19 protein-coding genes are annotated in these 17,410 nt (G+C 63.1%); 11 read left to right on the plus strand and 8 right to left on the minus strand.

All coding sequences use genetic code 11. The features are described 5' to 3' along the window. The 3 genes from NP3_RS21575 to NP3_RS21585 form a co-directional block, all read right to left on the minus strand. The coding region (locus tag NP3_RS21575; protein ID WP_157124445.1) for a cupin domain-containing protein at positions 1-453 on the minus strand (453 nt) is incomplete at its 3' end. 14 nt (positions 454-467) lie between these two features. Beyond that, positions 468-1,208 (minus strand): hypothetical protein, encoded by a 741-nt coding sequence (locus NP3_RS21580; RefSeq protein WP_063043410.1) that lies wholly within the window; start codon positions 1,206-1,208, stop codon positions 468-470. 264 nt (positions 1,209-1,472) lie between these two features. Further along, positions 1,473-2,309, minus strand: a complete 837-nt coding sequence (locus NP3_RS21585; protein ID WP_063043411.1) for an IclR family transcriptional regulator — start codon at positions 2,307-2,309, stop codon at positions 1,473-1,475. 292 nt (positions 2,310-2,601) lie between these two features. Here NP3_RS21585 and NP3_RS21590 point away from each other — a divergent pair, with 292 nt between their 5' ends. The 7 genes from NP3_RS21590 to NP3_RS21620 are packed head-to-tail and all read left to right on the plus strand — an operon-like array spanning position 2,602 to position 8,032. Continuing rightward, positions 2,602-2,868: a nickel-binding protein gene (locus NP3_RS21590; RefSeq protein WP_063043412.1), complete on the plus strand. Its 267-nt coding sequence runs from the start codon at positions 2,602-2,604 to the stop codon at positions 2,866-2,868. Continuing rightward, positions 2,868-3,878, plus strand: a complete 1,011-nt coding sequence (locus tag NP3_RS21595; RefSeq protein WP_063043413.1) for a TAXI family TRAP transporter solute-binding subunit — start codon at positions 2,868-2,870, stop codon at positions 3,876-3,878. Before NP3_RS21590 ends, NP3_RS21595 begins: the two co-directional genes overlap by 1 nt. A gap of 6 nt (positions 3,879-3,884) precedes the next feature. Beyond that, entirely contained in the window at positions 3,885-4,874 is a 990-nt protein-coding gene (locus tag NP3_RS21600) for an NAD(P)/FAD-dependent oxidoreductase (protein ID WP_063043414.1), read from the plus strand. 13 nt (positions 4,875-4,887) lie between these two features. Beyond that, positions 4,888-5,220 carry a ferredoxin family protein gene (locus NP3_RS21605; RefSeq protein ID WP_063043415.1) on the plus strand — a complete coding sequence of 111 codons (333 nt, stop codon included), beginning with the start codon at positions 4,888-4,890 and terminating at the stop codon, positions 5,218-5,220. 46 nt (positions 5,221-5,266) lie between these two features. Continuing rightward, positions 5,267-5,956, plus strand: a complete 690-nt coding sequence (locus tag NP3_RS21610) for a class II aldolase/adducin family protein (RefSeq protein WP_063043416.1) — start codon at positions 5,267-5,269, stop codon at positions 5,954-5,956. A gap of 1 nt (position 5,957) precedes the next feature. Then, positions 5,958-6,509: a maleylpyruvate isomerase N-terminal domain-containing protein gene (locus NP3_RS21615; protein ID WP_063043417.1), complete on the plus strand. Its 552-nt coding sequence runs from the start codon at positions 5,958-5,960 to the stop codon at positions 6,507-6,509. 26 nt (positions 6,510-6,535) lie between these two features. After that, positions 6,536-8,032, plus strand: a complete 1,497-nt coding sequence (locus tag NP3_RS21620; RefSeq protein WP_218024896.1) for an MFS transporter — start codon at positions 6,536-6,538, stop codon at positions 8,030-8,032. Here the strand turns inward: NP3_RS21620 and NP3_RS21625 are convergent. The 5 genes from NP3_RS21625 to NP3_RS21645 all read right to left on the minus strand — a co-directional run bounded on the left by NP3_RS21625 (position 8,020) and on the right by NP3_RS21645 (position 11,995). Then, positions 8,020-8,397: a DoxX family protein gene (locus NP3_RS21625; RefSeq protein ID WP_063043419.1), complete on the minus strand. Its 378-nt coding sequence runs from the start codon at positions 8,395-8,397 to the stop codon at positions 8,020-8,022. The genes NP3_RS21620 and NP3_RS21625 overlap by 13 nt on opposite strands. An 18-nt stretch (positions 8,398-8,415) precedes the next feature. Continuing rightward, positions 8,416-9,132, minus strand: coding sequence for a maleylpyruvate isomerase family mycothiol-dependent enzyme (locus NP3_RS21630; RefSeq protein ID WP_063043420.1), 717 nt, complete (start codon positions 9,130-9,132; stop codon positions 8,416-8,418). Positions 9,133-9,143: 11 nt separating this feature from the next. Then, positions 9,144-9,977 (minus strand): fumarylacetoacetate hydrolase family protein, encoded by an 834-nt coding sequence (locus NP3_RS21635; RefSeq protein WP_063043421.1) that lies wholly within the window; start codon positions 9,975-9,977, stop codon positions 9,144-9,146. A 6-nt stretch (positions 9,978-9,983) separates the two neighbouring features. Beyond that, complete coding sequence (locus NP3_RS21640; RefSeq protein WP_063043422.1) at positions 9,984-11,066, minus strand: cupin domain-containing protein; 1,083 nt, start codon at positions 11,064-11,066, stop codon at positions 9,984-9,986. 113 nt (positions 11,067-11,179) lie between these two features. Then, a complete protein-coding gene (locus NP3_RS21645; protein WP_063043423.1) occupies positions 11,180-11,995 on the minus strand; it encodes an IclR family transcriptional regulator in 816 nt (271 codons plus the stop codon). A 49-nt stretch (positions 11,996-12,044) separates the two neighbouring features. Between NP3_RS21645 and NP3_RS21650 the strand changes: the two genes are divergently transcribed. Genes NP3_RS21650 through NP3_RS21665 form a run of 4 tightly spaced genes read left to right on the plus strand, consistent with a single transcriptional unit; the run spans position 12,045 to position 17,400 of the window. Then, a complete protein-coding gene (locus tag NP3_RS21650; RefSeq protein WP_063043441.1) occupies positions 12,045-13,247 on the plus strand; it encodes an FAD-dependent oxidoreductase in 1,203 nt (400 codons plus the stop codon). Positions 13,248-13,292: 45 nt separating this feature from the next. Beyond that, positions 13,293-15,269, plus strand: a complete 1,977-nt coding sequence (locus NP3_RS21655) for an acetoacetate--CoA ligase (RefSeq protein WP_063043424.1) — start codon at positions 13,293-13,295, stop codon at positions 15,267-15,269. Positions 15,270-15,304: 35 nt separating this feature from the next. After that, on the plus strand, positions 15,305-16,603 hold the full coding sequence (hisD, locus tag NP3_RS21660) for a histidinol dehydrogenase (RefSeq protein WP_063043425.1): 1,299 nt from the start codon (positions 15,305-15,307) through the stop codon (positions 16,601-16,603). Beyond that, the gene (locus tag NP3_RS21665) at positions 16,591-17,400 is read left to right on the plus strand and encodes an SDR family NAD(P)-dependent oxidoreductase (protein ID WP_084508762.1); all 810 of its coding nucleotides are present in this window, start codon (positions 16,591-16,593) and stop codon (positions 17,398-17,400) included. Before hisD ends, NP3_RS21665 begins: the two co-directional genes overlap by 13 nt. The last annotated feature ends 10 nt before the right edge of the window (positions 17,401-17,410 follow it).

The following is a 17,410-nucleotide window of genomic DNA, read 5'->3' on the forward strand; positions in this document are numbered from 1 at the left end:
ACAGCTGCGCGCCTGGGCATCGGAGTTGAACCGCGCGCACGCTGTCGCGTAGACGCGAACGGCCTCGGCGTCGTTGTCGTGCAGCCATTCCAGCCGATGGAGTTCGGCGCCGCACTTCTCGCAGAACCATGCCGCAGCCTCGAGCCCGAGCTCGAGCGGGAGGTAGGTCAACATCACGCCTTCCTCGATCGGCTCGATGCGGTGCGGTGTTCCGGCGGGCACGTAGACGTTGTCGCCGGTAGTGAGGGTGAAATAGTTGACGGAGCTGTCGTGCATCCGGACCACCGAACTGCCCGACAGCTGAGCGATCACCGTGTCGTGTTCGTACAGGTGATAGAAGGGTTGCGTCAGCCAATTTCGTGACAGCGCGACCTGAGGATCCACATCGAGCGGCAGCACCGCGAGATCGGCATAGTTCCCGATCTCTGCTGCGGCCTTGAATGCAGAGAGCATACGGCGGCGTCCCATCAGAGTTTCGCCTCCTTCGCGGCGTCGGTGAGTGCTCGGTGAGCCGAGTTGACCACTCGGGTCTGGCTGACCATGTTCGCCCACCGCCAGGCTGCGGTGTTGTGCGGCGTGCTGACGTGACCGCAGTTCTGGCAGGTCCGCCCCGCATCGGAGTTGCGGATCTCGGCGAACTCCGCCGAGCCGACCATTGTCGAAAACTGCCGCACCACATCATCTTCGCGGCCACCGAATTGCTCCGGATCGAAGTCCGGCGCTCCCTCCGGGGCTGCGGAATATGCGTGCCGGACGATCTCCTTCTTGCACTTCTGGCATTTGGCCACCATGGCCTCTTCCTGCCCGGCTTCGGTCGACTGCAACTGAGTGACGGTGACAAGGACGAACGCGTCCGGGTTCTTCTCATCGCGCAAGAATGAGTTGACGCCGTGATACTTCTGGGTCGCCATGACCGAACCGCTCTCGAGCATCGCCTCGTGTGAGCCGAATGTGACCGCGACCTCGGAGACAGTGTTGGCGTGGAAAAAGTGGCCATGATCCTTGTCCGGACCACCCCACATGACCGCGCCGCACGGCACGATCGATCCGGCATCTTCATAGGGGAACAGCGGCATCAGCTGCGCGGCGGCCTTTGCCATCCGCTCGTAGACATTGATCTTGAGCGGCTCCTTCTTGCCGGTGGGCCCAGGAATGCGCCGAGTCGCACTCAACTCGGGAATCCTCACCGCCTCAGCTATTTCGCTCATCGCTTCGACTCCTCATGCTGTATGAACCCGGGTTATCGACACCCGGTAAACGATCGGCCGCACATAAGCAGCCGGGAACCCAATGTGGGAATGAGATGCAGTCAGCTTAGACGGCATCATATGTGTCATCATACGTGACGGTGACCCACATCACGGAACAACTGTAGCAGCGGCGACGAACTAGATGCAAGCAATTGCAGCTCGCCGAAAAGCAGAACGCCCCGAGACGCTGTCGCGTCCCGGGGCGTTCTGCTATCTGCGTTGTCAGCCGTAACTCGCCGCGAGGTGAGCAGCTGTACGCACCGCTGCCGAACCAGCGGCGCGCTCCCAGTCGGCATCGGCTCGCGCCCTTGGCGCAGTAACCGAGATGGCTCCACGCACCCGACCGTCGCGGTCGCACACTACGGCCGCCACCGCGCCGACGTCGGCCTCACTTTCCCCCTCGTTGATCGCGTAACCGCGCCGCCGGATCTGCTCGAGCTGCTCTCGCAGTACGGATTTGGTCCGCACGGTTGCGGGGGTCGCAGGATCCAGATCCTCGTCCGGATAGAGCTTGTCGAGCTCGGCGTCATCGAGCCGGGCCAACATGGCCTTGCCAGCCGCGGTCGCATGCGTCGGCAGCGTCCAGCCGATGCGGCTGCCGGTTCGCACGGTCTGCTGACTCTCGACGCTGTCGATGAACACGACTTCTTTGCCACGCAGCAGGCTCAGGTGAGTCGTTTCTCCGGTTTCGTCACGCAGTCGCAACAGCGCGTTGCGGGCGACGACCCGGATCTCGATGTTCTGCAGCACCGCCAGACCGATGTCGATGAGGGCGGGACCAGGCTGATACGCGCGCGAGAACTCGTCCTGTTCGACAAACTGGTGATAGCTCAACGTGGTCAACATCCGATGCACAGTGGAGCGGGACAACCCCATCGCTCGACTGGCCTCGTTGACCCGAATCTTCGGACTCTCGTTGAACAGAGCCAAGAGTCGCAGTACGTTGTCGACGGCGCCGATCATGCCCGACGGGCGCTCCCCTGAGGTGTCATCTTCGGAGCCGTTGTTCGCCTTCGACAACGCTTCGTCCGCAAATCCGTCGGTTGCTTCGACACCCATCGCTATACGGTATCCCACCCGCATCGCACCGCCCTTCCCCGCTCGAGACCGGCACGCACAGGCAAACCGGTACTGTTGTTGCACAATACGGGCCAGTTATCCACTATGCGGAACAAGCATAGTCACCAGACTTGCGTCCGATCAACTTATCTGCTCGAAATCGTGACCGCCGCAAACGGCCGATGGTCAGGCGCATGAGTCTTGATCCGTGATCCACACCATGGCATGATTCGGAACACTGTTCCTCAACATGACACATGTTGATTCTCTCTCACCTGATAAGGAAAGACCAATGTCGCTTTTTCTGAGCATCCACCAGGCCCCCGGCATCTCCGAGGAAGAAGTCGCGGCATACGGCCCGGAAGTCGCCAAGGGCGTGCACGCGACCTTCCGGCAGTTGTTCGCCAACGGCGACTCCGGCTACATCGTCACGCTCTACGAGGCCGACAGTGAGGCCGCAGTGCGCGACGAGTTCGAACGTGTCGGCTTCCCCGTCGATACGGTTACCGAGATCGACATCGAATTCGGCGCAGACCAGCTCAACCAGGCCACCGCCTGATGACCGCACCATCGAACGCGGAGCCCACCCTGGCTCGGCCTGTTCAGCTGCACTTCCGCGGCGACTGGGGCCAGGCGAACATGCACCGCATCTGCGGGTGGATCGCCCAGGAAATCGGCGATCGCGCTCCCGATGGATCCCGCTTCGCCATCTGGTCGGGCCGCGGCGGAACCGACCAGATCGATGCCCTCCAGGCCGGCGAAGCCGACATCGCTATCGTCACGCCGACCGCCGCGGTGCGAGCGGTATTCGATGGCGCGGTATCGATCGGGGGGCGAGCGGCCCAGCCGAATCTCCGAGCGCTGGGCGTCCTCGGCCAGCGCGACCGGCTCGTCGTCGCCGTCGATGCCGACCTGCCGGTGCATTCGGTATCGGACTTGTCGGCGTGCGCCGACCGACTCGTCATCGCCACCTCCGAGGACGATGGCGTCAATCTCATCGGCTGGGCGGCACATCACGGACTGCGGCTCGCCGGAGCAGATCCGGAATCATTGAGAGCCGGCGGAGCGCAATTCCGCTATTCCGAACGTCCATTCCCCGCCATCCATCGATTCGCGACGGGCGAGGCCAACGTCCTCATCCACGAAGCGATCATGACGCCGGCCTGGCAACGCATCGCCAACACCCGACCCGTGCGCTATATCGACTGGGGCACAAAGGTATTCGATGGCTTCTCAGCGTTCGGATGGCCGACAGCAGGCATCGAGGCAGGCTTCCTACCCGGTTTGCTACAGCCCCTGCGCACGCTGGACTTCTCCGATTTCGCGATCGTGTGCCGCGACGACCTTCCCGATGACATCGCTTACCTCGCGACCTGGTGCATGATCAAAACTCGGCGTGCCCTCGAAGTCCAGTACGCCCACTTCCCGTCCGACCACTCACCTGTCACCTATCCAGTTGACCCCACCGCGATGGCCGACACCCCGATCCCCTTACATCCAGGCGCGGCCCGGGCCTACACCGACCTGGCCGGAGACACCGGGGACGGCCAGATCCTCATCTGGAGTTGATCCGGAATGCTCGATACCGACCTGCTGATCATCGGTGGCGGACCCGCCGGACTGTATGCCTGCTACTACGCGGGCATGCGCGGGCTGTCCGTCACCGTGATCGACAGCCTTCCCCACCTCGGGGGTCAGACCGCGGCGCTGTACCCCGAAAAGAATATTTATGACATTGCGGGTTTTCCAGCGGTAACCGGTCGCGAGCTCATCGCCCGTCTCACCGAGCAGGCGATGACCGCCGGTCCCACCGTCCTGCTTGGCGAAGAAGCGCTGAAACTCCAGGAACAGCCGGATGACACGTTCCTGGTCACCACCGCCGCCGGAAACGACATTGGTGCTCGAGCGATCCTGCTCACCGCTGGCATCGGCCGCTTCACCCCGCGGCCGCTGCCGGCCCTCGACGGCTACACCGGCGCCGGGATCGAGCACGTCCTCGACGCGCCGCACACATACGCCGATCACGAGGTGGTGATCGTGGGCGGCGGTGACAGCGCCGTGGATTGGGCCAATGCGCTCGTTCCGCATTCGCGATCGGTCACGGTCGTACATCGACGCGCACGGTTTCGCGCGCATGAGAGTTCTGTCGCCGCCCTGCGCGCCAGCACGGCCCGGCTACTGATCAACAGCGAGATCAGCACAGTCCACGGCGACAGCACACTGGAAGCAGTCACGATCCGCGATTACGGCTCCGGCACCACCGAGCGCGTCCCCGCAACGCTGCTGGTGCCAGCGTTGGGCCATATCGCATCTCTGGGTGGGCTCGCCTCGTGGGGGATCAACTTCGTCGGTAAGCAGATCCTGGTCGACACCCACATGGCCACCAACCGTCCCGGGATCTATGCCGCCGGTGACGTCACCACCTACCCCGGCAAGGTAGCTCTCATCGCCGTCGGATTCGGCGAAGCGGCCACGGCGGTGAACAACATCGCGGTGGCCTTGCATCCGGACGAGCAGCTGTTCCCTGGCCATTCCAGCGAAAAACTGCCCGAACCGGCGCAGTGAAAGGACAATTCCGATGCCCTACGTGATCAATGACAAGTGCATCAATGAACTCGACGGCTCGTGTGTCGACGTGTGTCCGGTCGACTGCATCTACGAGGGTTTGAACAAGCGCTACATCAATCCGCACGAATGCATCGAGTGCGGGGCGTGTCTGACCGAATGTCCGGTCTCGGCGATCTTGGCGCCCAAAGACATCACCGACCCCACCTGGCGCGACGATAACGCGGCGTTCTTCGCTGTGCCCCTGCCCGGTCGTGACGAAGCGCTGGGTGATCCAGGCGGATCCATGGGGCTCGGTCCGGTGGGAGTCGACACCCCGATGGTCACTTCGCTCGCTGACAAATAGTGCTGTGTGACCTCCGAAAAGCACCAGCAGAAAGGGATCTCAATTGATGAACGTCGTCACCGAGGTTATTCAGGCCAGCCGCGCTCTCGCGACCGCGGGCCTGTCCGACATGGTCTGGGGCCATGCCTCGGTCAGGGACCCCGATGGCAAAGGCGCCTGGATGAAGGCCTCAGGATACGGTTTCGAAGAGATCGACGCCGACCGCGTCGTATTGGTCTCTCCTGACGGTGATGTGCTCTGGGGCGCCGGAAAGCGGCACCTCGAATTCCCGATCCATACCGAGATCCTCTCCCGGCGAACAGATGTCGGCGCCGTCGTGCACACGCACGCCCCCGCGCTCAGCGCCTTCTCATCACTGCAGCGCGATCTGCTGCCGATATCTCACGACGCGGTGCCGTTCGCGCACCCGCAGCTGCCCCGGTTCACCGTCACCGGGGCGCTGATCGCTACGCAAGATCTGGGCCGGGCGTTGGCCGAGGAGCTGGGCGACGCCAACGGCATTCTGATGCCGCACCATGGCGCGGTGACCGTTGGCCCCGACATCGGAACGGCCGTGATGTATGCCGTGCTGCTCGAACGTGCCTGCCGCACACAACTTCTCGCCGACGCTGCCGGTGGCGTGCGAACCGCTTCGGACGAGGCGGAGACCCGTTTCAAACGTGAACAGATCTGGAATCCATCTCAGCTGAACGCCGGTTGGGAGTATCTGGTCCGCCGCGCCGACACCGAGGCTTGAGATGACCACCGACCATCACACGCTGCGTGTCGCGGTCGAGGAGGAACTGGACCGAATCGACCGGATGGCCGCGCTGTTGTGGGAAGGCGACTGCGATTTCACCGCGGACAGCGGCCACCCAGGATGGTCCTACGGCCACCTCGCCACCCACATCGCCAGAGGTAGCGACATCCTCGCCGGCACGGTACTCACCGCGTCCGGCGTGGCCGATGAGCTTCTGCAGAACGCGCTCGAACGGTCCAAGGAGATCGATCGTGAAGCCACGCGTCCCGGCGCGGTCATCATCACCGACCTCGAACAAGCGGCGCACCGGTTCGCGAACATCATCGAGGCTCTCCCTGAAGAGAAATGGGCCAGCACTGCTGAAGCGACGGGCGGCAGGTCGGTGTCAGTGGCAGACATTGTCGGGATGTGGCTGCACGAGATGCGATCTCATATGCCGGCGTTGACACTCGATCACGAACGAGACAGCAATCCACCCTGGAAGCAATGCATGATCGTCGACTTGTTGCCAGGGGCCGCGCATCCACCAGGACTTACCATCGCGCCCTGATATCGGCTATTTGTCATCACACGTTCGTGAAAGCAGACGAGGTGCGCCGCTGGTATACCGCTGCACTCGAGTTCTTGCGGACGTACCGGTTGGCGACAACAGGCACATCCATTAGCCAGCCATCGAGATCGACGGCGGAGCAGCGTAGTCGTGACAGCGGGCGCCATGGCAACAGTTCAAAGCGAGTTCCCTTGTCCGACATCGCCAATCCATCGATCGCCACCTCCTCCTTCACTCGGCAGAGCCGGATAGTAATCGCGCTGTGTTTCCTCGTGCTGGTGCTCGAGAACTACGACCTGTCCATGTTCGGCGGCATCGTTCCGGCGCTTCTGGACTACGAGCCGTGGGCGCTTACTCCGAACGAGGTGTCCAGCATGGCCTCGCTCGGAGTTGCTGGCATGCTGGTCGGGGCGTTGAGCACCGCTGCGCTGGCGGACCGATTCGGTCGCCGCAAGATCCTGATCGGTGCAATCGCAACATTTAGCGTTGCCATCGGTCTCTCGGCAGCAGCCTCGACACTGGAGCTGTTCGGGCTCATGAGATTCGCGGTCGGCATCGGTGCCGGTGCACTGACACCGACCGCCACCACGATGTTGGTCGAGATCGCGCCACCTGGACGTCGCAACCTGGCAACAGCGTTGGGCTTCGCGGGCCTCGGCGTCGGAGGCATCACCGCCGGGCTGTTGGCCGCGTGGCTGGTGCCTCACTTCGGATTCCGGAGCATGTGTGTCACCGGTTTTCTGCCGGCGTTGGTGGTGCTCCCGCTGGCGCTACGTTTCCTTCCTGAGTCCCCCGCTTTCGCAGCGCCCCACAGTGAGCCCCTTGCACCTGGAGTGATTGCGCCAGAAACTGTTTCGTCCCTCGCGGCTTCGCTCGGCGCGCGGATACGCGCAGTATTCGGTGCCGGCAGAGCTGCTGGGACGGTGCTCTTTTGGATGACCACCTTCTGCTGCATGCTGGTGGGGTTCGGGGCGAGCACATGGCTACCGGCACTCTTGCATTCGGCCGCGTATGGCATCGGCTCGTCCCTGTTGGTGCTGTCGGCTTTGAATATCGGAACCGTGGCCGGACCGCTGGCACTATCGCCGTTGGCGGACCGGTTCGGACCGAAGCCTGTGGTAGCGGGCGCATTCTGTGCCGCCGCGCTTGCCGTCTTCGCACTATGTGCGCAGCCGCCGATCGCCGTGGTCTACGTACTGGCGGGCTTGATCGGAGTTGGTAGTACCGGCAACCAGACCATGATCAACAGCTATGTCGGCTTCTACTATCCCGCACCGGTGCGGGCCACCGGTCTCGGGCTGTCGATGGGCATCGGTCGCTTCGGCGGCGTGGTGGGACCCCTGTATCTGAGTATGCTGATCACCGCGGGCCTCGGTTTCAACGGAAAGTTCCTCGCTCTCGCTGCCCCAACCCTCTTCGCCGTCGTATTGGTTGCACTCATTCCCGCTCAACCGAATCAGAAAAGCACTTCATCGTCTGCACCGCGACCCACAGCAACAGATTCGTTCGATCAGAAGGCGTAAGGGCCGAAACGACCCCATGCTACGACTGCTGCCAGTATCAGCAAGACCAGATTCAGCGTGATCATCTTCAGGTCGTCGTGTCGGCGACGGTGGACGATTGCGGCACCTGCCATCATGATGGCAAGTCCCAGTGCCGCGAGCGGAACGAGAATCGGTGCGGTATCGAGTATCGCGGGCACAAGCAGGCCGACTGCACCGGCAAGCTGAAGTATGCCCAGGATCTTGATCATGCCAGGCGAGAAGTCCTCGGCCCAGCCCATTCCCGAAGAAGCGAGCTTGTCCTTGGACTGAACGAGCTTCGCCAGACCGCTACCAAGGAACACTGCCGCAAGCAGGCTGGCAATCACCCAAAGAACGATATTCATATGAACTCCTCTCAGACGTCACAGCCACGGCGGTGGCGTTACCGAGCCTTCGACGTCGACGCCCACGGCTCCACGGCCGGTGGCCCAACGTGTCACAGCGGCCGCGGATCCCGAGACTCGCGTTGTAATCGGCTCGGATTCCCTGACTTCGACCGGTGGCCGCCCGTCGACGCAGAGGAATAAGCCCGCACCACGATCGCGGGCTCGCCACAAGTTCACGACATCGGTGAGCAGGCCGTCGAGGACGACGTCGGGGAAGTCGCCGAAACGCCCGCCGTTACCGAGGTCTACGGCGTGGATCCAAACTTCACGAGTGCGCATCCAGGCCGTCTCGGACGCGGGAACTGTTCGGCCCTGCGCAGTCCGCACGAGTGCATCCCATGCGCTCGGGGGAATATTTCGCCATCGCTCGCTGAGGCGAGCTGCTGTGTGAGTGACGAGGTTTCGGATCGCTGCCGGCGGCAGAGTGGCACCCTCCTCGATTTCTTGACTGCGTTGCTCCGGCGAGTCGTACATCGGCGTCTCGACTCCGCTCGCCGCCCAGTCCAACAGTCGACACAGTGCCGCTGCGTTATAGCCGACGTGCGCTGCGAGATGGCGCCGGGTCCAACCCGGCAACAGTGTTTCGCCATCCAACTCGTCGTCGGTGAGTTCAGCCAGGCGTCGCGCGAAGTAAGCCGTGCCGCGGTGGGCGATCAGTAGCCGATCGGGCAACGGCAGTGCGGCGAAATCCATTCTCTACGGCCTCACTTGACGATGGTCTTGTTCCGGACGAACCCGATGCCCTCGATGCTGACTTCGATCGTCTGGCCGTCCTGGATGTAGCGGGCAGGCTTGCGGGCATGCCCGACTCCACCGGTGGTACCGGTGCAGATCACATCGCCCGGCTGCAGCGTCACGATTTGGGATACGTAATGGACGAGCTGAACAGGCCCGAATACGAGATCGTCGGTAGTAGCCGACTGCATCAACTCGCCGTCCAACCGCGCCTCGATTCTGGTTCCGGGCACGTAGTCGGTGTCGAGGATCGGCCCGAACCCGGTTGCCTTCTCGAACCATTTGCCTTGGTCCCATTGCATCGACCGGTACTGGTAGTCGCGCATGGTGTAGTCATTGACGACCGAATAACCCGCGATGCAATCTGCTGCCTCGGCCTCGGTGACCTGCCGAGCACGCTTGCCGACGATCACGGCCAGCTCCGCCTCCCAGTCCAAGGCGTCCGCGGCATAGGCTGGAATGACCACGTCGTCGTACGGTCCCGTCAGCGACTCGGCGAACTTCGCGAACAAGGTTGGGTATTCGGGTTTGTCCCTGTTCATTTCCGCGATGTGAGAGGCGTAGTTGAGGCCGACGCAGATGACCTTGCTCGGCTTGGGGACCACCGGTGCGTAGTCGACCATGGTGAGATCGATGGTTTGGCCAGTCGCGGACGAACCATCGGCGGCCGCCGCGATAGCCCTCCAGTCCGGGTCTGCGAGCAATGCCGACAGGTCGCTATAACCTGCGATGATCGTCGCCGCTCCGTCGTCGATACGCGCGGCGACCGTAGTTCCGTCCAGCCGTAAGGTTGCCAATTTCATAGGTGGTCATGCTCCTTCGACGACAAGCGAACGGGCGAGATGCAGGCGCTCCATGATGGGAGCGTCCGAGAACACGAAAAGGTCCAGGGAAGACTGGGATTCGATCGACAACGGCGTCCAGGAGGGCACCGTGAACAGATCCCCCTTGTGAACCGTATGCACGTCGTCTCCGAGATGGATGCGTCCAGCGCCTTCGAAAACTTGGTAAATGGCCGAGCCGACATCGCGACGAGTCCTCGTCCGAGTCCCTTCGCGCAACCGGTGGAACTCCGCGCGGATGGTCGGCATCACGTCGCCGCCAGTTGTTGGGTTGCTGTAACGGACCGCGGCGTGGCCCGGCTCGATGGTCGCCGGATATCCCTCGTCTTCGAGCGCAAGCTGCTCGGCGAGAGCCCGGTCGGTGTGCTCCCATCGGTACGCGGCGATCGGCGAGCTGGCGCTCGCGTCCAATCCCACCAGCGGACGCAAACCCGGATGCACCCACAGCCGCTCCGAGCGGGAAATATCCGGTGTGGAGTCGTCGGTGACCGCGTCCGAACCGAATTCGAAGAAACCGGTATCGATATGGTGGGCGAACGGGATGTCGAGTCCGTCGAGCCAGGCCATCGGCTGATTGGTCTCATTGTGGTGGCCGTGGAAGTGCCAGCCCGGAGTGAGCAGGAAGTCGCCGCGGCGCATCGCGACGGGATCTCCGTTGACGACCGTCCATACGCCCTCGCCCTCGACAACGAACCTGAATGCGTTCTGGCTGTGGCGATGTTCGGGTGCGACTTCTTTGGGCCCCAGGTATTGGATGGCCGCCCATAGCGTCGGCGTCGCATATGGGAGGCCGCCCAGACCGGGATTGGCCAACGCGATCGCCCGCCGCTCTCCACCGCGACCGACAGGCACTAGATCACCGGCGCGGGCCGCCAGCGGGTAAAGTCTCGACCAGCGCCAGACGAAGGGCATCGCCTTCGAGGTCGGCGTCATCGGCATCAGGTCGCCGAGTTGGGTCCAGAGCGGGTTGAGGTGTTCCTCCGTGAAGTCCAGATAGAGCCGTTCGAGTTCCAAATCCTTCCAGTCCGAGGACTGCTCGGGCGAGGTCATATCTGCAGAACTCCTTGCCATCAAGCGGCAGTGGCCGCGCAATACCCCCTCGCGGTCACGCTATCTGTGGCAGCAATGCACCCGGCAGTGCATTCTGTTCTCCAGAAAAGTCCTCAGATTTCGATGTCGGCGACGTCGGCTTCGATACTCCGGACCGTGCTTTGCATCTGCGCGATGAGGGGTCCGCGCAACCGCTGTTGGTAACGCATCACCGGAATGGCGACGGAGATGGCGCCGAGCGGGTCACTCGCATGGTTGCGAACAGTCATCCCGAAGGCGGCGATGCCGGCCTCGGTCTGCTGCAGGTTGATTGCGAATCCCGCCGTCCGGCAGCCTGCCAAATCGCGGGTGAAGGCTTCGAACTGCTCCGCCGACATTGTCCGGTCCCCGGGCACGGAGTCGGTCTCGCTCCAGTCGGCAGGCCGCAGATACAGCTGGGCAAGCACGTCTTTGCGCAGCTCTGCGAGCAGGATTTTGCCCCCGGCCGTGCGCTCGGCATCCAGGACTTGCCCTTGCCGATCACCGACGCGCAACATCTCGCTCGACTCGCAGGACAGCAGGAATCGCACCTGCGTACCTACCCGAATCACCAGGTTCACCGTTTCCCCGCAGCGGCTCGCGAGCGCTTCCATATGCGGCCGCGAGCGTTCGGTGAACTCCCGTGTCCAGCCTCGTCGCGCCGGCCCCGCGCCCATGGCCGGCCCAGGGTGGTAGCGGCGGTTCTCGTCCTGTACAGCGAACCCTCGGTACAACAGCATGGCGAACAGGCGATGCGCGGTCGATGGCGCGACGCCCAGTTCGGTGGCCGCCTCGCTCAATCGCACGGCACCCACGTCGCGCAGCAACTGCACGAGTCGCAAAGCATTGTCGACAGACTCCAGCATGTAGGCCGGCTTTTCGATCATCGGTCGATGACCCTGTTTCTGCATACTGGAATTGTATTGTCCATATGCAACCACACCGGCAACGGTTGTGGATGTGGACAGGACTGATCTAAGCAACGCGAAAATCGTGGTCGTCGGCGGCGGCATCGGAGGCATCGCGGCGGCGCTCGCGCTGGCGACCAAGGGCGCCGAGGTAACGGTCCTCGAACAGGCTCCGGAATTCGGCGAGGTCGGTGCCGGGTTGCAGATCGGCCCACACGGTTCGCGAATTCTGTCGAAATGGGGGCTGCTCGAGCCCGCCCTGGCGATGGGCGTACTGCCGAAGAACCTGGTCTTCCGCGACGCCCTCACCGCGGAAGTGCTCACGACCGTCGATCTCGGCGAGGAATTCCGAAACCATTACGGTGGACCGTATTTCGTCATCCATCGCAGCGACTTGCATCGTCTGCTCGTCGATGCCGCTCGGACCGCCGGCGCGGAGCTCTTCACCGGAGTGACCGTGCGGTCCGTGGTTACCGACGGTGACCGCGCAATCGTCACCAGCGCGGACGGACGAACCTGGCAGTCCGAAATCGTCCTCGGCATGGACGGACTGAAATCCACACTGCGTCACAATATTTCCGACGATGACCCAGTTCCTTCGGGCTATGTCGCCTATCGTGGCACCTTCCCTGTCGAGCAGTTGGATCTGTCCTACGACCCCGACGATGTCGTCGGATATATCGGGCCCGGATGTCACTTCATCCAGTACCCGTTGCGCGGTGGCACCATGCTGAACCAGGTAGCCGTCTTCCGGTCCCCCGCGTTCGAACGCGGCGAGGCGGAATGGGGCGGCCCGGACGAACTCGCGAACGCCTACTCCAACTGCCACCGCAACGTCCAAGACGGCCTCAAGCACCTATGGACCGACCGCTGGTGGCCGATGTCCGACCGCGAACCGATCGACAGTTGGGTCGATGGGCGACTCATCCTGCTAGGCGACGCGGCGCACCCACCGCTGCAATACCTTGCCTCCGGCGCGGTCATGGCCATCGAGGATGCCGATTACGTCGCCGAATATGCCGCCCGTCGGTATCCGGATCTCGGCAACGAGGGCTGGCCCGTCATCCTGGCCGAGGTCAACAAGCACCGCGCTCCCCGATGCAATCGCATTCTGACCACCGGGCGGATGTGGGGTGAGCTCTGGCACTTCGATGGAACGGCGCGCCTGGTCCGCAATGAGCTCTTCCAGACCAGGGATACCACCAGCTACAAGTACACCGACTGGCTCTGGGCCTACTCCCCTACTTATGCCTGACCTCGCGCGATACGCCGCGCTTCCCGCATACCGGAGCCTGCGACGATGAACACACCGAACGCCATTGAATCCACACGCCCCCAATGGGTCCCGACACCACAGGATATCTCCGAAGCGCTACTTACCGACTTCGCGAAGTTCGTGACGGCGCGTTCGGGCATCGAATTTTCCGACTACCACGCGTTGTGGCGATGGTCGGTCGATGACGTTGCCGGGTTCTGGGAAGCGGTGTGGCGGTACTTCGAGCTCGGACCCACACCCGAATCCGTACTTGCGACAACAGGAATGCCTGGCGCGCAATGGTTTCCGAACACCGAACTGAACTATGTCGATCAGGTGCTGTGGCAAGCGCGAGCCGACCGGCCAGCGATCGTGGCGGTCGACGAGACCGGTGCTACCGCGACCTTGTCCTGGGATGAAATGCTCGACAGGGCAGGGGCATTCGCGAGGACGCTGCGGTCACTGGGAGTCCATGCCGGGGATCGTGTTGTCGGCTATCTGCCGAACATCCCCGAGGCGGTGATCGCCTTCCTGGCGACCGCCAGCATCGGCGCGGTCTGGAGTGCCTGCGGACAGGACTATTCGGCGAAGGCGGCGTTGGACCGGTTGGGTCAGCTCCGACCTGTGGTACTGGTGACGGCCGGTGGATACCGATATGGCGGCAGGCCACACGACAGGACTCGTGAGATCGGTGAACTGCGCGCCGGTTTGCCGGATCTGCGCGCGACCATCGCGGTCTCATCGCTCGGAACCGTGGTTCCGGATGCCCTTGACTGGCATGAGGCCACAAGAGACGGCGGCCGACTCGAAACCACACAAGTCCCGTTCGATCATCCTCTGTGGATCTTGTACTCCTCCGGTACGACCGGGCTGCCGAAAGGCATCGTGCACGGCCACGGGGGTGTGCTCCTCGAGCATCTGAAAGCGATTGCCCTGCAGTCGGATATCGGGCCCGAAGATACCTTCTTCTGGTACACCAGCCCGAGCTGGATGATGTGGAACTTCCAGGTCGCGGGCCTGCTCGTGGGCGCCACCATCGTCTGCTACGCGGGCAGCCCCGCCTACCCGATGCCCGATGCGTTGTGGGAGATCGCAGCTCGCACGCGTGCAACCGTTCTCGGAACCAGTCCGGGGTACGTACTCGGCTGTATGAAGGCCGGAGTGGTTCCTGGCGAAGACCATGATTTGTCGGCATTGCGATCGGTGGGCATCACCGGTGCTTCGCTACCGGCGTCGTCGTCGATCTGGTTGCGGGACCATGTCGGAGACCACGTGCAGATATCCTCGATCAGCGGTGGCACCGATGTGGTCTCGGCGTTCATCGGAGGCGTCCGCACGGTTCCGGTCTGGCCCGGTGAGTTGTCAGCGCCCTACCTGGGAGTGGCGCTGGATGCTTGGGACGAGCACGGATCTTCCGTCCGTGGTGATGTCGGCGAACTGGTTATCATGAAGCCGATGCCGTCCATGCCCGTGGCGTTCTGGAACGACCCTGACGGATCTCGCTATCGCAGCGCCTATTTCGAGATGTACGCCGGTGCATGGCGCCATGGCGACTGGGTCACGATCACCGATCGCGGCAGCATCGTGGTGCACGGCCGCTCCGACTCCACTTTGAACCGCAACGGCATTCGCATGGGCAGTGCGGACTTCTATCAGGTGGTCGAACGAATCCCTGAGATCAGCGAAGCCCTGGTCATCGGTGTCGAGCAACCCGACGGCAGGTATTGGATGCCGCTGTTCGTGGTGCCGGCCTCAGGCTGCGAATTCGGCCCCGATCTGATCGAGCGGATCAACGCCGAAATCCGCACCGAACTCTCACCTCGCCACATTCCGGACGAGATCATCGCCGCGCCTGGCGTTCCGCACACACGCACCGGCAAGAAGCTCGAAGTCCCCGTGAAGAAGCTCCTGCAAGGCGCTGATCCGGCTCGGGTGGTCGACCGTAGCGCGGTCGACAATCCGGCGCTGCTCGATTGGTATGCCGACTTCCTCACACGAGTCGGAGATCGGGCGCAGATCTGATCTGGACCACCGGTGCAACAAAGGAACCGAGAATCGTGACCAAATACTTGAAATCCGCCCAGAAGACCGCTGCGGATGGCGAGCGCGCTCAGAACGTTCGGAATACCGTCCACCACATCATTGCCGACGTCCGCCAACGCGGAGATCTCGCCGTACGCGAGTACTCGGAACAATTCGACAAATGGTCACCAGCGAGCTTCGAACTAGGCGATGACCAAATCGCCGACATCGTCGCCACGGTGCCGGAGCAGGTCCTCGCGGACATCCGTATGGTCCAGGATCGAGTCCGCGCCTTCGCGCAGCATCAGCGGAATTCGTTGGCCGACTTCGAAATCGAGACCGAACCTGGCGTGTTTCTCGGGCAGAAATCGATCCCGGTCAGCTCCGTCGGAGCATATGTACCCGGCGGCCGCTATCCGCTCGTGGCGTCGGCCCATATGACCGTGGTGACGGCAAAGGTCGCGGGTGTGGAACGGGTAACCGCGTGCACTCCGCCCATCCGCGGTGAGATTCCAGCGGCGACGGTCGCCGCATTGCACCTAGCCGGCGCGGACGAGATCTTCTTGCTCGGGGGCACCCAAGCCATCGCAGCGATGGCCGTAGGCACCGAGACCATCGAGAAGGTCGACATGCTTGCGGGGCCGGGCAACGCCTATGTCGCCGAGGGAAAGCGGCAGCTGTTCGGTGAGGTCGGCATCGATTTGTTCGCTGGCCCGACAGAAGTCCTCATCGTCGCCGACGAATATGCCGACCCCCTCGTGGTCGCGGTCGACCTGCTCAGTCAGGCCGAACACGGGCCGGATTCACCCGCCGTGCTGATCACCACGTCGGAGGCCCTCGGGCAGAGCGTCATCGCACTGATCGAGAAACTCCTGAGCGATATGCCAACGGCCGATTTCGCAGGACCGGCCTGGCACAATCACGGTGAGGTTGTGGTGGTCGAAAATCTTGATGCCGCATACATTCTCGCGGACAGCTATGCATCGGAGCATGTCCAGATCCTCACTCGGAACCCCCGTGAGGCTCTGGACAAAATGCGGAACTACGGCGCGCTTTTCTTGGGGGAGGGCACCTGCGTCTCTTACGGCGACAAGGTGATCGGCACCAACCACACGCTGCCCACCGGCGGCGCGGCGAACTACACCGGTGGTCTCTGGGTAGGAAAATACCTCAAGACCGTCACCTACCAGGAGGTCACGGACCCCGCCGCCAGCGCGGCCCTCGGCGAACTGTGCGGCCGCGCCGCACGCGTGGAATCCTTCGAGGGGCACGCGCGTTCCGGCGATATTCGTGCACACAAGTTCGGCGGGGTCGCGCTGTCATGGATCAACTGACCCAGGACGGCGCGACTGCCGAATCGACTACCGCGTCTCCATCGAGTCTCGACGCCCTGAGTTTTTCCGGTCGACGCGCGGTGGTTACCGGCGCAGGCCGGGGAATCGGGCGGGCGGCCGCCGAAAAGCTGGCGGCCCGCGGCGCAGAGGTGATCCTGATCGCCCGTACCTCGAACGAAATCGAGGAACTGGCATCGGTCATCAGCGGCAACGGCGGCCGCGCGACCGCGCTACCCGTCGACATCACCGACGACGATGCCCTAGAGCGCGCATTCACCGAACTCGGCCACGCGGATATTCTGGTCAACTCCGCAGGTACGAATCGCCCCAAACCGATACTGGACATCACGGCCGACGATCTAGACGCGCTACTGGACCTGAACGTCCGGTCCGTCTTCCGCGTGACGCAGTTGTTCGTCCGCCAGGCCCTGGCACACAGCGCACCCAGCGTGATCGTCAACGTCTCGAGCCAGATGGGACACATAGGATCCCCGAACCGCACCCTCTACTGCGCCACGAAACACGCGATCGAAGGGCTCACCAAAGCGCTCGCCCTGGAGCTGGCCCCCGCGGGCATCAGGGTGGTATCGGTTGCCCCCACCTTCATCGAAACCCCGCTGACACGGCCGTTCCTCGACGACCCCCGTACCCGGGAGTTACTGATCGACAGGATCCCCCTCGGCAGAATCGGCACAGTCGACGAAGTCGCTGAGGTCATTGCATTCGTCGCCGCACCGGCGGCCGCGCTGATAACAGGCAGCAGCGTGCTCACGGACGGCGGCTGGGTTGCCCAGTAGCCCAGAACCG

The sequence above is a fragment of the Nocardia pseudovaccinii NBRC 100343 genome, assembly GCF_001613225.1.
Classification (GTDB): Bacteria; Actinomycetota; Actinomycetes; order Mycobacteriales; family Mycobacteriaceae; genus Nocardia; species Nocardia pseudovaccinii.